Raw genomic sequence first — 14,653 nt, 5'->3', positions numbered from 1 at the left:
GACCGGCGAACCACGTGAGCTCCTCTTCCTCCACCAGGCGCCTGTCGCACCCCCAGGGGCGACAGGGGAACCGTGGCGCTTACCGACTGGTGCATACCCCGCCGACCCGGGTGGGTCCCCCTCGTCTGGACGCCGCCCAGCGCTCCGTGGTTGACCACGGGTCCGGTCCGCTGCTCGTTCTCGCAGGTCCGGGCACCGGAAAGACGACCACACTCGTCGAGTCCGTGGCGGCTCGGACAGCTCGTGGCGCAGATCCCGCGCGCGTGCTGGTCCTCACGTTCAGCCGCAAGGCGGCCGTCGAGCTGCGGGACCGGATGGCACTTCGCATGGGCGCCGCCCGCGCGCCCCAGGCGACCACCTTCCACTCCTACTGCTACGCCCTGATCCGCGCCCACCAGGACACGGACCTGTTCGTGGAACCCCTGCGGCTGCTGTCCGGCCCCGAGCAGGACGTGGCCGTCCGCGAGCTGCTCGCCGGTCAGCTCGACCTGCAACGGCTCGGCCTCGCGCATGTGCGCTGGCCGGACGAGCTGCGCGCCTGCCTCACCACCCGCGGCTTCGCCGACGAGGTCCGCGCGGTCCTGGCCCGCAGCCGCGAACTGGGCCTCGACCCCGCGGCCCTGGACGCCTTCGCCCACCGCATCGGCCGCCCCGACTGGCGTGCCGCGGCCGCCTTCCTCGCCGAGTACCTCGACGTGCTCGACCTGCACGGCGTGATCGACTACGCGGAACTCGTGCACCGCGCGGTCCTCCTCGCCCACCGCCCCGAGGCCGCCGAGCGGCTCGCCGCCCAGTACGACGCCGTGTTCGTCGACGAGTACCAGGACACCGACCCGGCCCAGGTGCGCCTGCTGCACGCCCTGGCCGGCGGCGGCCGCACCCTGGTCGCCTTCGGCGACCCCGACCAGTCGATCTACACCTTCCGGGGCGCCGATGTGAACGGCATCCTGGACTTCCCACAGGCCTTCCCCCGCCCCGACGGCCGTCCGGCTCCCGTCGAGGTCCTGCGCACCTCCCGCCGCTCAGGCGCCGCCCTGCTGGCCGCCACCCGGCTGCTGACCCAGCGGATGCCCCTGACCCGCCTGCCGGCCGAGAAGGTCCGCGCCCACCGCGAACTGGCCGCCGCACGCGACGGAGGCCGCGTCGAGGTCTACACCTACCCGACGCCCGGCACCGAGCTGGACAACGTCGCCGACATCCTGCGCCGCGCACACCTCGAGGACGGCGTGCCCTGGGGCGAGATGGCCGTCCTGGTGCGCGCGGGCTCCCGCACGATCCCGACGGTCCGCCGCGCCCTCACCGCCGCGGGCGTCCCCCTCGACATTGACGGCGACGACCTTCCTCTGCGCCACGAACCGGCGGTGGCCCCCCTGCTGACGGCCCTGCGGGCGGTCGCGGAGGCGTCCGTACGGCCGCAGGAGGACTCCGACGACGCCCGGGCCGACGCTCCGGGCCTGCTGGACACCGAAACCGCCCTCACGCTCCTCACCTCACCCCTCGCCGGCATGGACGCCGCCGATCTGCGCCGCCTCGGACGCGCCCTGCGCGAGGAGGAGCGCGCCGCGGGCAACCCGTTGCCGCCGCCCTCCGACGAACTGCTCGCACGCGCCCTGGCCGAGCCCGAGCGGCTGGTCGCCCACGACCCGACGTACGCGCGCGGCGCCCAGCGCCTGGGCACGCTGCTGGCGACGGCCCGTGAGCGCCTCGCGCGCGGCGGCACTGCCGAGGAGGCCCTGTGGGACCTCTGGGACGGCACACCCTGGCCTGCGCGCCTGGAACGGGCGGCCAGGCGCGGCGGCGCGGCCGGCCGCAACGCCGACCGGGACCTGGACGCCGTGTGCGCGCTGTTCGCCACCGCCGCGCGCGCGGAGGAGCGCACCGGCGGCCGGGGCGCCCTGAACTTCCTGGCCGAGATCGAGGCCGAGGACATCGCCGCCGACACCCTCACCCGGCGTGCCGTGCGCCCCGACGCCGTACGCCTGATGACCGCCCACCGCGCCAAGGGCCTGGAGTGGAGCCTGGTCGTCGTGGCAGGCGTCCAGGAGGGCCTGTGGCCGGACCTGCGGCGTCGCGGCTCCCTCCTGGAGGCCGACCGCATCGGCCGCGACGGACTCGCCGAGCCGCTGACCCCGGGCGCGCTGCTCGCCGAGGAACGCCGCCTGTTCTACGTCGCCGCCACACGCGCGCGGGAGCGGCTCGTCGTCACCGCCGTCAAGGCGCCCGCCGACGACGGTGACCAGCCCTCCCGTTTCCTGACCGAACTCGGCGTCGAACCCAAGGACGTCACGGGCCGTCCGCGCCGCCCCCTGTCGGTCGCCGCGCTGGTCGCCGAACTGCGCGCGACGACGGTCGACCCGCGCGCCTCCGCCACCCTCAGGGAGGCCGCCGCCCGCCGCCTGGCCCGGCTGGCCGCGCTCGCCGACGAGGACGGCAGGCCCCTGGTGCCGTCCGCCCACCCCTACCGCTGGTGGGGCATGTTCGAGCCGACCGAGAGCAAGGTTCCGCTGCGCAACCGCGACCAGCCCGTCGTGCTGTCCGGCAGCGCCCTCGACCAGCTCGCCAACACCTGTGCCCTGCAGTGGTTCCTGGGCCGCGAGGTGAAGGCCGACGCCCCGGCCACCGCCGCCCAGGGCTTCGGCAACGTGGTGCACGTCCTCGCCGACGAGGTCGCCTCCGGGCACACCCCCGCCGACCTCGACGTCCTCATGGAGCGCCTCGACTCCGTGTGGAACGCCCTCGCCTTCGACGCCCCGTGGAAGTCCACGCAGGAGAAGGCACACGCGCGTGCGGCACTCGAACGCTTCCTGAAGTGGCATGTGATGGACCGCACGGGCCGCACCCCGGTCGCCAGCGAGCACGACTTCGACGTCACCCTCGAAGCGGGCGACTACGAGGTGCGCATCCGCGGCCAGATGGACCGCGTCGAGGCGGACGGCGAGGGCCGCGCCTACGTCGTCGACTTCAAGACCGGCAAGCAGGCGCCGACCGCCCGCGAGGTGGAACGCCACCCCCAGCTCGCTGTCTACCAGCTCGCCGTCCGCGAGGGCGCCGTCGACGAGGCCTTCGACGGCGTACGGCCCGCACCGGGCGGCGCCGAACTCGTCCAGCTGCGCCAGGGCGCCGCCAAGCGCGACGGGGGCGAGAGCCTGCCCAAGGTGCAGGCGCAGGAAGCCCTTGAGGGCGCGGCGGGGGAGTGGGTCGGCGACCTGCTCGCCACGGCGGCCGGCAAGGTCCTCGACGAACGGTTCACGCCGACCGCCGGCCAGCAGTGCACCCACTGCGCCTTCCGCGCCTCGTGCAGCGCCCGGCCCGAGGGACGGCACGTCGTGGAGTGACCGCCGGGTCCTCGACTGTCAGTGCTCGCGGTTAGCCTCTCCCCATGCCCGCCCGTATCAGCGATCCCGAGCAGCTCAAGGAGCTCCTCGGGATCCCCTTCACCCCGGAGCAGACGGCCTGCATCACCGCGCCGCCCGCCCCGCAGGTGATCGTGGCCGGCGCCGGATCGGGCAAGACGACGGTGATGGCCGCCCGCGTGGTGTGGCTGGTCGGCACCGGCCAGGTCGCCCCCGAACAGGTCCTCGGCCTGACCTTCACCAACAAGGCCGCCGGAGAACTCGCCGAACGCGTCCGCAAGGCCCTGCTCAAGGCGGGTGTCACCGACCCCGACGTCATCGACCCCGACAACCCGCCCGGCGAGCCGGTGATCTCCACCTACCACGCCTTCGCGGGCCGCCTCCTGAGCGACCACGGCCTGCGCATCGGCCTGGAGCCCACCTCCCGCCTGCTCGCCGACGCCACCCGCTACCAGCTCGCCGCGCGCGTGCTGCGCGAAGCCCCCGGCCCCTACCCCTCGCTCACCCGCTCCTTCGCCGACCTGATCAGCGACCTCCTCGCGCTCGACGCCGAACTCGCCGAACACCTCGTCCGGCCCGAGGACCTGCGCGCGTGGGACGCAGGGCTGCTGCGCACCCTGGAGGGCGCCAAGCTCACCAACGCCGACCTGCGCAAGGTGCCCGAGACCGCCGCCGCGCGGCGCGAGCTGGCCGACCTGGTGCTGCGCTACCGGGCCGCCAAGCGCGAGCGCGACCTGCTCGACTTCGGCGACCAGATCGCCATGGCGGCCCGGCTCGGCCAGGTCCCCGAAGTGGGCCCGATCCTGCGCGACGAGTTCCGCGTCGTCCTCCTCGACGAGTACCAGGACACCTCCGTCGCCCAGCGCATCCTCCTGGCCGGCCTGTTCGGCGGCGGCACCGGCCACCCCGTGACGGCCGTCGGCGACCCCTGCCAGGCCATCTACGGCTGGCGCGGAGCCTCCGTGGCCAACCTCGACGACTTCCCCGAGCACTTCGCACACACCGACGGAAGCAGGGCGCGGCGCCACTCGCTCAGCGAGAACCGCCGCAGCGGCGGCCGCCTCCTGGACCTCGCCAACGGCATGGCCGAGCCGCTGCGCGCCCTGCACGCGGGCGTGGAGGCGCTGCGGCCGGCCCCCGGCGCCGAACGCGACGGAGTGGTCCGCTGCGCCCTCCTGGCCACCCACGCCGAGGAGATGGACTGGATCGCCGACTCCGTTGCCCATCTCGTGCGCACCGGCACGCCGCCCGGTGAGATCGCCGTCCTGTGCCGCACGGCCACCGACTTCGCGCAGATCCAGGGCGCGCTGGTGGCCCGGGACGTCCCCGTCGAGGTCGTGGGCCTGTCCGGGCTGCTGCACCTGCCCGAGGTCGCCGACCTCGTCGCCGTCTGCGAAGTGCTGCAGGATCCCGGCGCCAACGCATCCCTGGTGCGGCTGCTGACCGGCCCCCGCTGGCGCATCGGCCCCCGCGACCTCGCCCTCCTGGGCCGACGGGCCCGACTTCTCGTCAGCCACGCGCGCGGGGACGACGACGACCCGGACCGCCGCCTCGCCGAGGCCGTCGAGGGAGTCGACCCGTCCGAGGTGATATCGCTCGCGGACGCCCTCGACACGTTCCTGGAGTCGCCCCTGTACGGCGCAGACGGAGCGGGGGAGGACGACGGCCTGCCCTTCTCGCCGGACGCGCGCGTGCGGTTCGCCCGGCTCGCCACCGAACTGCGCGACCTGCGCCGCTCCCTGGCCGACCCCCTGATGGACGTCCTGCACCGCGTCCTCGCCGTCACCGGCCTCGAGGTCGAACTGTCGGCGTCCCCGCACGCCCTGGCCGCCCGCCGCCGCGAGACCCTGTCCAACTTCCTCGACATCGCCGCCTCCTTCGCCGCAGGCGAGAACGAGGCGAGCCTGCTCGCCTTCCTCGGCTTCCTGCGCACCGCCGCCCAGTACGAGAAGGGCCTCGACAACGCCCTCCCCGGCGGCGAGAACACCGTCAAAGTGCTCACCGCGCACAAGTCCAAGGGCCTGGAGTGGGACGTCGTCGCCGTACCCGGCCTGGTCAGCGGCACCTTCCCCAGCGGTCAGGGCCGAGAGAAGTGGACCGCGCAGGCCAAGGTGCTGCCGCACGAACTGCGCGGCGACGCCGACACCCTCCCCGACCTCGACTCCTGGGACGCACGGGGCATGAAGGCCTTCCACGAGGCCATGAAGGACCACCAGCACACCGAGGAACTCCGCCTCGGCTACGTCACGTTCACCCGCCCCCGCTCCCTGCTGCTCGGCTCCGGCCACTGGTGGGGCCCCACCCAGAAGAAACCCCGCGGCCCCTCCGACTTCCTCCAGGCCCTCCACGACCACTGCGCGGCCGGACACGGCGAGATCGAGGCCTGGGCGGACGAGCCGGAGGAGGGCGAGGAGAATCCCACCCTGCACCGCGCGAGCGCCGACCAGGTCTGGCCGCTCCCCCTGGACGACGCCGCCCTGGCCCGCCGCCGCGCCGCCGCCGAGACCGTCCTCGCCCACCTGCAGGACCTCGCCTCGCCCGACGACGGCCCCGCCGCCACCCACGACCCCGACACCTACGACGACCCGGACTGGCCCGCACCACCGGACGAGGACGAGCTCGCCCACGGCGACGAGCCGCCCTACGACGAGGCCGCACCCTTCGAGGACGACCTCTTCGAAGGCGACGCCGGCGACTGGGACGAGTGGACCGCAGACCGCCCCGCCGTCCCGCACCAGGCCACGGCCCCGGAACCCCTCGTCGCGCGCCCCCGCCCGGCCCACTCGCGCCGGACCTCCCTCACCCCCGAGGAAGCCCGCACCGTCGGCTCCTGGGACCGCGACCTCGACGCGCTCGCCGGCGAGCTTCTGCGGGCCCGCCGGAGCGTCACGGACGTCCCCCTGCCGACGACCCTGACCGCCTCGCAGGTGATGCGCCTGGCCGCCGACCCGGACGGTCTTGCGCAGGAACTTGCGCGCCCCATGCCGCGCCCCCCGCAACCGGCCGCGCGCCGGGGCACCCGGTTCCACGCTTGGGTGGAGGCCCGCTTCGAGGCGTTGACGCTCCCCTTGCTGGAACCGGACGAGCTGCCCGGCGGCGACGCCGAGATCGCCGACGAACGGGACCTGGAAGCCCTCAAGGAAGCGTTCGAACGCACCGAGTACGCCCACCGCACGCCCTACCGCGTCGAGACCCCCTTCCAGCTCGCCCTCGCCGGCCGTGTCGTGAGAGGCCGGATCGACGCCGTCTACAAGGAGGGCGACGGCGATGCGGCGACGTACGACATCGTCGACTGGAAGACGCACCGAACCCGCACCGCCGACCCTCTCCAGCTCGCCCTCTACCGGCTCGCCTGGGCCGAGCAGCAGGGGGTGCCCGTGGAATCCGTCACAGCGGCGTTCCTGTACGTGCGCACCGGCGACGTCGTACGACCGGAGGGTCTGCCCGATCGTGCCGCGCTGGAGCGCCTGTTGACGGGGGAAGAGGGCGGCGACGGCGACCCCGGGGGACCGGCCGGGCAGGTAAACCCTGCGCAAGGGCCCGGCGAGGATGTCGGTGCGGGCCGATAGGCTCGTGACCATGAGCCATCCCGTTGACAGTGCCGTCAGCGCCGTACGCACGTACATCGAGCAGCACCGCGCCGCCTTCCTCGACGACCTCGCCGAGTGGCTGCGCATCCCGTCGGTGTCGGCGCAGCCCGACCACGCGCCCGACGTACGGCGCAGCGCGGACTGGCTCGCCGCCAAGCTCAAGGAGACCGGCTTCCCGACCGTCGAGGTCTGGCAGACGCCGGGCGCCCCGGCCGTCTACGCCGAGTGGCCCTCCGGCGATCCGCAGGCCCCCACCGTCCTGGTCTACGGCCACCACGATGTGCAGCCCGCCGCCCGCGAGGACGGCTGGGACACCGACCCCTTCGAGCCCGTCGTCCGCGAAAACCGCCTCCACGCGCGCGGAGCGGCTGACGACAAGGGCCAGGTCTTCTTCCACACCCTGGGCGTGCGCGCCCACCTCGCCGCCACCGGCCGGACCGCCCCGGCCGTCCACCTCAAGCTGCTGATCGAGGGCGAGGAGGAGTCCAGCTCCCCGAACTTCCGAGCGCTGGTCGAGGAGCGGGCGGGACAGCTCGCAGCGGACGCCGTGATCGTCTCCGACACCGGCATGTGGTCCGAGGACACCCCCACGGTGTGCACGGGCATGCGCGGCCTCGCCGAGTGCGAGATCCGCCTCTTCGGGCCCGACCAGGACATCCACTCGGGCTCCTTCGGCGGCGCCGTGCCCAACCCGGCCACCGCGGCGGCCCGCCTTGTGGCCGCCCTGCACGACACACACGCGCGCGTGGCCGTCCCCGGCTTCTACGACGGCATCGTCGAGCTCACCGATCGTGAGCGCGAGCTCTTCGCCGAGCTGCCCTTCGACGAGGACGAGTGGCTGCGCACCGCCAGGTCGCACGCCACCCACGGCGAGGCCGGACACACCACCCTGGAGCGCATCTGGGCCCGCCCCACCGCCGAGGTCAACGGCATCGGCGGCGGCTACCAGGGCCCCGGCAGCAAGACGATCATCCCGTCCTCGGCGTTCGTGAAGCTGTCGTTCCGGCTGGTCGCCGGCCAGGACCCCGACCACATCGAGAAGGCCGTCCGCGCCTGGGCCGACGAGCAGGTGCCCGCCGGGATCCGGCACGAGATCGCGTTCAGCCCGGCCACACGCCCGTGCCTGACCCCACTGGACCACCCGGCCCTGAAGTCCGTGGTCCGCGCCATGGGCCGCGCCTTCGAAGGGCCCGTCCGCTTCACCCGCGAGGGCGGCTCCGGACCCGCCGCCGACCTGCAGGAAGTCCTCGGCGCCCCGGTCCTCTTCCTCGGCGTCTCCGTGCCCTCGGACGGCTGGCACGCGCCGAACGAGAAGGTCGAGCTGGACCTCCTCCTCAAGGGCGTCGAGACCACCGCGTACCTGTGGGGCGACCTCGCCGAGAACTGGCGTCATGCGCCCTGACGCCCGCGCTCGGTCCGGAGGGGACGCGCGCGCGGGGCACACTGGACAGACCGGCCCGCACCGCGAGACCCCACCGCCACCGGTCGTCCCATGCCGTACGTCCCGCTGAACCGCCCGCCGAAACAACCGTTCCACCGGGGGAGTTGGAAGTACCCGTGACCACTTGGACCGACCAGAACGCCGATCGACCCGTTTCGCTCACCGCGCCCAGCGGCATCGACCGGGCCGCCCACCACCGGCTCGACGAGGCCTGGCTCGCCGCGGCGTGGAGCCACCCCACCACGCGTTGCTTTGTCGTCTCGGGCGGCCAGGTCCTCATCGACGAGACGCCCGACGGCCGCACCGAACTCGTCATGACCCCGTCGTTCGAGGCGCCCCTCACCGAGGCGCACCGCTACTTCCTGGGAACCGACGAGGACGGCGTCAGCTACTTCGCCCTCCAGAAGGACGCCCTGCCCGGCCGCATCGACCAGTCCGCGCGCCCGGCCGGACTGCGCGAGGCCGGCCTGCTGCTGTCGCCGCGCGAGACGGGCCTGATGGTGCACGCGGTCGGCCTGGAGAACTGGCAGCGCACCCACCGCTTCTGCTCCCGCTGCGGCGAGCGCACGGTGATCGCCGCCGCCGGCCACATCCGTCGCTGCCCCGCCTGCGGCGCCGAGCACTACCCGCGCACCGACCCCGCGGTGATCATGGCCGTCACGGACGAGGAGGACCGCATCCTCCTCGGCCGCCAGGTCCACTGGCCCGAGGGCCGTTTCTCCACCCTCGCCGGCTTCGTGGAGCCCGGCGAGTCCATCGAGCAGTCCGTGCGCCGTGAGGTGTTCGAGGAGGCCGGCATCACCGTCGGCGAGGTCGAGTACATCGCCAGCCAGCCCTGGCCCTTCCCGTCCAGCCTCATGCTGGGCTTCATGGCCCGCGCCACCTCCACCGACATCAACGTCGACGGAGACGAGATCCACGAGGCCCGCTGGTTCTCCCGCGACGAGCTCGGCGTCGCCTTCGAGTCCGGCGAGGTGCTGCCCCCGTACGGCATCTCCATCGCGGCCCGGCTGATCGAGCTCTGGTACGGCAAGCCGCTGCCGACCCGCAGTTTCATCTGAGAACGACGTGGGGGTGGCCGTCCCGGCCCGGGACGGCCGCCCCCAGGTGCCCGCGGCGCTCCTACTGCGGTCGCATCAGGTGCAAGTCCTCACCCCATGCGTCCAGTACAGCGCCGTGCCCGGCCCTTCGGGCCACTGCCTCGACCTGGGCGAAGAGATGACGCTGTGTGGACACGTCGCCCGTTCCCGAGACGCGGTCCACGGCGGCGAGCAGCATGCCGGTGTCCCAGCCGGGCAGGGGGAATCGGGCGAGCTCCCATTCCAGGTACTTGTTGTAGGGGCGGGGACGGCGGTCGAGAGCGAAGAGTGACTCCAGTAGAAACCGGACGCTGTCGGCGGCGTCCAGACGGGCCGCGAGCGTCTGCCCGTCGCGGTCGTTCTTGACCGAGCGGTAGAGGGAGTTGGCGTAGGCGTCGAGCCATCCGCCCGCCTCCTCGAAGGCTTCATCGGCGTCGAGCCGTGCCTTGCCGGCCAGGATCTGGGCGATGCCTCCGTCGAGCCGGTCGAGCACGATCCGGGCGCGGGCGAGGGCGTACCGGTCGAAGCCGGGCATTCCGGCGGCGCGGAACTCGCTGAGGGAGAGGACGACGAGGTCGAGTTCCGGGGTGCGGTGCCCCGTGAACCGGGTGAGGGCCGTCGTCGCACCATCGGCGAGGACGACGTACAGGTCGTGGTCGGAGTGCTCGGTGATCATGCCCTCGTGGGCCCGGGAGCCCTTGAGGACAAGGCCGACGACAGCTGGATCGGCGGCGGCGAGTTCGACGAACGCCTCGTAGGCGAGGGGCTGCTGAGCAGTCATTGCGTGATCTCCGGTGGAGTGATGACGGGCATGCCGACCGGGCGGCCCCGAAGTCATCGGGGGCACCCGCACCGTCTGCGGCGACGCTCGGCCGCCGCCCGGAAGATCAACGCACGTGCGGACTCTACCGCCGGGCCGGCCGAGAGGTCTCGCGTTCGGCCGCCTCCAGCACGCACGTACGCCCAGGGAGCATGAAACCCCCGATCAGCACCAGGCCGGTCGGGGGTTTCGCGTCGTAGGGGGTCAGGCGCCGAGCGCTTGCTTCACCTGGGCAAGGCTCGGGTTGGTCATCACGACTTCGGTCCCACCGTTGGCGGGGACCACCTGAACTGTTGGAACCGTCTGGTTTCCGCCATTCGCCTTCTCCACGAACGCCGCGGACGCCGGGTCGTGCTCGATGTTGATCTCGGTGTATCCGATGCCCTCGCGGTCGAGCTGCTTCTTCAGCCGCTGGCAGTAGCCGCACCACGTGGTGCTGTACATCGTCACAGTGCCCAGCATGTCTCTTGTGCTCCTTCGGCGGGTCGGGGGTACAGGCGGTCGCAGAGAGGAGAACGTACGCCGAAGGGCCACCATTCCCGAGAGGCGTTGTGCGGCGCGAAGGCCGAAGGTGACGCTCGCCGCATTAGTACGACTGCGGGGCCCCGCCTGTGGACAACGGGCCCGTCCGTCTCCGCCGACCTGGCAGCATGGCCATGTGACAGCAGCAACGCACTCCACCCTTTTCCCGCAGGTACCGGACTCGGCCGACGCGGTGCTCGAAGGGCTCGACCCCGAGCAGCGCGAGGTGGCGACCGCCCTGCGCGGCCCGGTGTGCGTGCTGGCGGGAGCCGGCACGGGCAAGACGCGGGCCATCACGCACCGCATCGCCTACGGGGTGCGGGCCGGCATGCTGCACCCCTCCAGTGTGCTCGCCGTCACCTTCACCAACCGGGCCGCCGGGGAGATGCGCGGCCGGCTCCGCCAGCTCGGCGCCCAGGGCGTCCAGGCCCGCACCTTCCACTCCGCGGCCCTGCGCCAGTTGCAGTACTTCTGGCCGAAAGCGATCGGTGGCTCCCTGCCCCGGCTCATCGACCGGAAGATCCAACTCGTCGCCGACGCGGCCGCCGCCTGCCGCATCCGTCTCGACCGGGGTGAGCTGCGGGACGTCACCGCGGAGATCGAGTGGTCCAAGGTCACCCAGACCGTCCCCGCCGACTACGCCCTGGCCGCCGCCAAGGCGGGCCGCGCGATCCCCCGGGACCCCGCCGAGATCGCCCAGCTCTACGCCGCCTACGAGAACCTCAAGCGGGAGCGCACCGTCATCGACTTCGAGGACGTCCTGCTGCTGACCGTCGCCGTCCTCCAGGACCGGCACGACATCGCCGAACAGGTCCGCGCCCAGTACCAGCACTTCGTGGTCGACGAGTACCAGGACGTCAGCCCCCTCCAGCAGCGCCTGTTGGAGCTGTGGCTCGGCGATCGGGACGACCTGTGCGTGGTCGGCGACGCCAGCCAGACGATCTACTCCTTCACCGGAGCCACCCCCGACCACCTCCTCGACTTCCGCACTCGCCACCCCGGCGCCACGGTCGTCAAGCTCGTCCGCGACTACCGCTCCACCCCGCAGGTCGTCCACCTCGCCAACGGCCTGCTCTCCCAGGCCCGGGGCCGCGCCGCCGACCACCGCCTGGAGCTGGTCTCCAAGCGCGACCCGGGACCCGACCCCGGCTACACCGAGTACACCGACGAGCCCGCCGAGGCCGAGGGCGCGGCCCGCCGCATCCGCGAGCTCCTCGACGCCGGTGTCCCGGCCGCCGAGATCGCCATCCTGTTCCGCACCAACGCGCAGTCGGAGACCTACGAACAGGCACTGGCCGACCTCGGTATCCCCTACCAGCTGCGCGGTGCCGAGCGCTTCTTCGACCGCCCGGAGGTGCGCAAGGCCGGTGTCGCCCTGCGCGGCGCGGCCCGCTTCGGCGGCAACGACACCCTCCTCGAGGACGCCGTCGACCTGCCCTCCCAGGTGCGGGCCGTTCTCTCGGGCGAGGGCTGGACGTCCCAGCCGCCGGCCGGTTCCGGAGCCGTCAGAGAACGCTGGGAGTCACTGGCCGCGCTGGTGAACCTGGCCCATGACTTCTCCGCCGCCCAGCCCGCCGCCACGCTCGCCGATTTGGTCGCCGAGCTCGACGAACGGGCCGGCGCCCAGCACGCCCCGACCGTCCAGGGCGTCACCCTGGCCTCGCTGCACTCGGCCAAGGGCCTGGAGTGGGACGTCGTGTTCCTGGTCGGTGTCGCCGAGGGCATGATGCCGATCACCTACGCCAGAACCGACGAGCAGATCGAGGAGGAGCGCCGGCTCCTCTACGTCGGAGTCACCCGCGCCCGTGAGCGCCTGCACGTCTCCTGGGCGCTGTCCCGCTCACCCGGCGGCCGCCCGAGCCGCCGCCCCAGCCGCTTCCTCGACGGCCTGCGACCCGGTTCGGGCGCCGCCGTCGGCCGCGGTGGCGCCCGTGGCGCCGGAGGCATCGAGCGCGGCTTCACCGGGACCGCCGTGGGGGCCCCCGTCGTGCCGCGCCGGACCCAGCGCACCCCCGCCCGCTGCCGGGTCTGCGGACGCACCCTGACGGACGCCGGAGAGATGAAACTGATGCGCTGCGAGGACTGCCCGTCCGACATGGACGAGGGGCTCTACGAGCGGCTGCGGGACTGGCGCGCGGCCCAGGCGCAGCGCGGCGGCCAGCCGGCGTTCTGCGTCTTCACCGACAAGACGCTGATGGCGATCGCCGAGGCGGTCCCCGACGAGGAGGGCGAGCTCGCGCGGATTCCGGGGGTCGGCATACGCAAGCTCAACCGCTACGGAGCCGACGTCCTGGCCATCTGCGCAGGCCAAGACGTCGCAGGAGACGAAGACAGCGGCTGAGGAACAGTGCACGGGGGACGGACGGAGGGCGGACGCGGAACTGATCCGAACTCGTCGGAAAAATAGTTTGCGCATGCCCCGGCAATCCCCATAGGTTCTAAGCCACGGGGACGGCGGCCTTCTCGAAGGCCCTGATTCCGTGCTGTACTTGCATATCCGTCGGACTGGGTTCACCCCGGTCCCCCGAGACGCCGAGAGGAGGCGATTCCAGTGATCATCATCAACAGCAGCTCCACCGCCAAACTGAACGATTGCTCTGTCGTCTCCACGTGCATGCTCGGCACCTCGGTCCTGGGCACCGGTCTGTCCGGCATTCGTGCCGACCGGCTGGCGTCCTCCTCCGTTGCCCCCGCGGGTCTTCCCGTCCGCGAGCGCAATGAGCGACCGACCAAGGCACTGGAAGCAGTAGGGGCACAGGCGCATGCCTATGCCTTTGCGGCAGCCGGTGCCGGATCCCGGAAGCAGACGACGCAGCACCACCTGATGTGGGCCTTCCGTGGGCCAGAACCCTGGAGTGATCCAGCCTGATCGACAATCAGGCCGGCGCCTTCAGGGCCGCGGAACCCCACCCGGGATCCGCGGCCCTTCTGTTTGTCCTCCCACGGGGACGACGGAGCGAAGGGGCCTCGGGACAAGAAAAGAACCCGGTACCAGCCGCCACTCGGCCCCACAGGGCCGGACCGACAGACGAGGAAGACGAACCGTGCAACTCGAAGCGCACGCCCCGTCCGTACCGCCTTCCGAAACGATCCCCCCGCCCGGCCTCACGGAGGACTCCACCTTGACCCCGCTCACGGCGCTCACCGCGCTCGACGACGCCATCGAGAACCTCGGCGTACCCGTCCCCTGCCGCTCCTACGACCCGGAGGTCTTCTTCGCCGAGTCGCCGGCGGACGTCGAGTACGCCAAGTCCCTCTGCCGCACCTGCCCGCTGATCGAGGCCTGCCTCGCCGGCGCCAAGGAGCGGCGCGAGCCCTGGGGCGTCTGGGGTGGCGAGCTGTTCGTCCAGGGTGTCGTCGTCGCCCGGAAGCGGCCCCGTGGTCGCCCGCGCAAGAACCCGGTTACGGCATGAACACCGCAGGAACGATCGACCGCCCCCTCACGCAAGACCCCAAGAAGCAGGCCCCGATGAAGCCGTTCACCAGCGAGCCCGCAGGCTCCGCGATCGAAGACATCAGCACCACCGGCGCGTACGACTCGCGTCAGAACAGGACCCGCGAGATGCAACTCATCCCAGAAGCCCTGGCTCGTGCGCATATGCACGACCGACTGCACGAGGCCGAGCGGGAACGCCGGGCCCTGAGCCTGGCGACCGCTCGCCGGATGCAGGCTCGGGCCGAGCGCGCCTCGCTGCGCGCCCGCCGGGCGCTCGCCATGGCCGTGATGCAGTAACCACGCACACCTGAAGCGGTGGCCTCCCGACAGAGGGAGGCGAAGCTCTCCCCGCAGGGGTCGGTCCGTCCGAACGGACCGACCCCCGCGGTGCGTTGTACGACCGATCCACCGC

At 72.7% G+C, this 14,653-nt stretch carries 10 protein-coding genes; 8 read left to right on the top strand and 2 right to left on the bottom strand.

Annotation, left to right across the window (positions count from 1 at the left end):
• Positions 1-14: 14 nt before the first annotated feature.
• The 4 genes from ACZ5SK_RS31090 (at position 15) to nudC (ending at position 9,445) form a co-directional block, all read left to right on the top strand.
• On the top strand, positions 15-3,335 hold the full coding sequence (locus ACZ5SK_RS31090; RefSeq protein ID WP_468416156.1) for an ATP-dependent helicase: 3,321 nt from the start codon (positions 15-17) through the stop codon (positions 3,333-3,335).
• A 44-nt stretch (positions 3,336-3,379) separates the two neighbouring features.
• Positions 3,380-6,922 (top strand): UvrD-helicase domain-containing protein, encoded by a 3,543-nt coding sequence (locus ACZ5SK_RS31085; protein ID WP_468576743.1) that lies wholly within the window; start codon positions 3,380-3,382, stop codon positions 6,920-6,922.
• Between the two features lie 10 nt (positions 6,923-6,932).
• A complete protein-coding gene (locus ACZ5SK_RS31080) occupies positions 6,933-8,345 on the top strand; it encodes a dipeptidase (RefSeq protein WP_468576742.1) in 1,413 nt (470 codons plus the stop codon).
• 155 nt (positions 8,346-8,500) lie between these two features.
• Positions 8,501-9,445, top strand: coding sequence for an NAD(+) diphosphatase (nudC, locus tag ACZ5SK_RS31075; RefSeq protein ID WP_334577394.1), 945 nt, complete (start codon positions 8,501-8,503; stop codon positions 9,443-9,445).
• A gap of 61 nt (positions 9,446-9,506) precedes the next feature.
• On the opposite strand, the gene ACZ5SK_RS31070 is transcribed toward nudC, so the two are convergent.
• Positions 9,507-10,244: a hypothetical protein gene (locus tag ACZ5SK_RS31070; RefSeq protein ID WP_468576741.1), complete on the bottom strand. Its 738-nt coding sequence runs from the start codon at positions 10,242-10,244 to the stop codon at positions 9,507-9,509.
• A 243-nt stretch (positions 10,245-10,487) separates the two neighbouring features.
• On the bottom strand, positions 10,488-10,745 hold the full coding sequence (locus tag ACZ5SK_RS31065) for a mycoredoxin (RefSeq protein WP_334577392.1): 258 nt from the start codon (positions 10,743-10,745) through the stop codon (positions 10,488-10,490).
• A 196-nt stretch (positions 10,746-10,941) separates the two neighbouring features.
• On the opposite strand from ACZ5SK_RS31065, the gene ACZ5SK_RS31060 reads away from it, so the two are divergent.
• The 4 genes from ACZ5SK_RS31060 to ACZ5SK_RS31045 all read left to right on the top strand — a co-directional run bounded on the left by ACZ5SK_RS31060 (position 10,942) and on the right by ACZ5SK_RS31045 (position 14,538).
• A complete protein-coding gene (locus tag ACZ5SK_RS31060) occupies positions 10,942-13,146 on the top strand; it encodes an ATP-dependent DNA helicase UvrD2 (RefSeq protein WP_361701412.1) in 2,205 nt (734 codons plus the stop codon).
• A 210-nt stretch (positions 13,147-13,356) separates the two neighbouring features.
• Positions 13,357-13,674, top strand: a complete 318-nt coding sequence (locus ACZ5SK_RS31055) for a hypothetical protein (protein WP_334577390.1) — start codon at positions 13,357-13,359, stop codon at positions 13,672-13,674.
• 175 nt (positions 13,675-13,849) lie between these two features.
• On the top strand, positions 13,850-14,218 hold the full coding sequence (locus ACZ5SK_RS31050; RefSeq protein ID WP_019072119.1) for a WhiB family transcriptional regulator: 369 nt from the start codon (positions 13,850-13,852) through the stop codon (positions 14,216-14,218).
• Complete coding sequence (locus ACZ5SK_RS31045; RefSeq protein ID WP_334577389.1) at positions 14,215-14,538, top strand: hypothetical protein; 324 nt, start codon at positions 14,215-14,217, stop codon at positions 14,536-14,538. Before ACZ5SK_RS31050 ends, ACZ5SK_RS31045 begins: the two co-directional genes overlap by 4 nt.
• Positions 14,539-14,653: the final 115 nt, after the last annotated feature.

The organism is Streptomyces sp. NPDC031474 (assembly GCF_055581185.1).
Note: the sequence above shows the minus strand (reverse complement) of the source record. Positions and strands in the feature narration are given on the sequence as shown.

What these genes read in the sequence shown, in the direction of transcription:
- ACZ5SK_RS31070 (WP_468576741.1), bottom strand. Translation starts at nt 10,244, where the DNA reads ATGACTGCTCAGCAGCCCCTCGCCTACGAGGCGTTCGTCGAACTCGCC.
- ACZ5SK_RS31085 (WP_468576743.1), top strand. Translation starts at nt 3,380, where the DNA reads ATGCCCGCCCGTATCAGCGATCCCGAGCAGCTCAAGGAGCTCCTCGGG.
- ACZ5SK_RS31045 (WP_334577389.1), top strand. Translation starts at nt 14,215, where the DNA reads ATGAACACCGCAGGAACGATCGACCGCCCCCTCACGCAAGACCCCAAG.
- ACZ5SK_RS31065 (WP_334577392.1), bottom strand. Translation starts at nt 10,745, where the DNA reads ATGCTGGGCACTGTGACGATGTACAGCACCACGTGGTGCGGCTACTGC.
- ACZ5SK_RS31080 (WP_468576742.1), top strand. Translation starts at nt 6,933, where the DNA reads ATGAGCCATCCCGTTGACAGTGCCGTCAGCGCCGTACGCACGTACATC.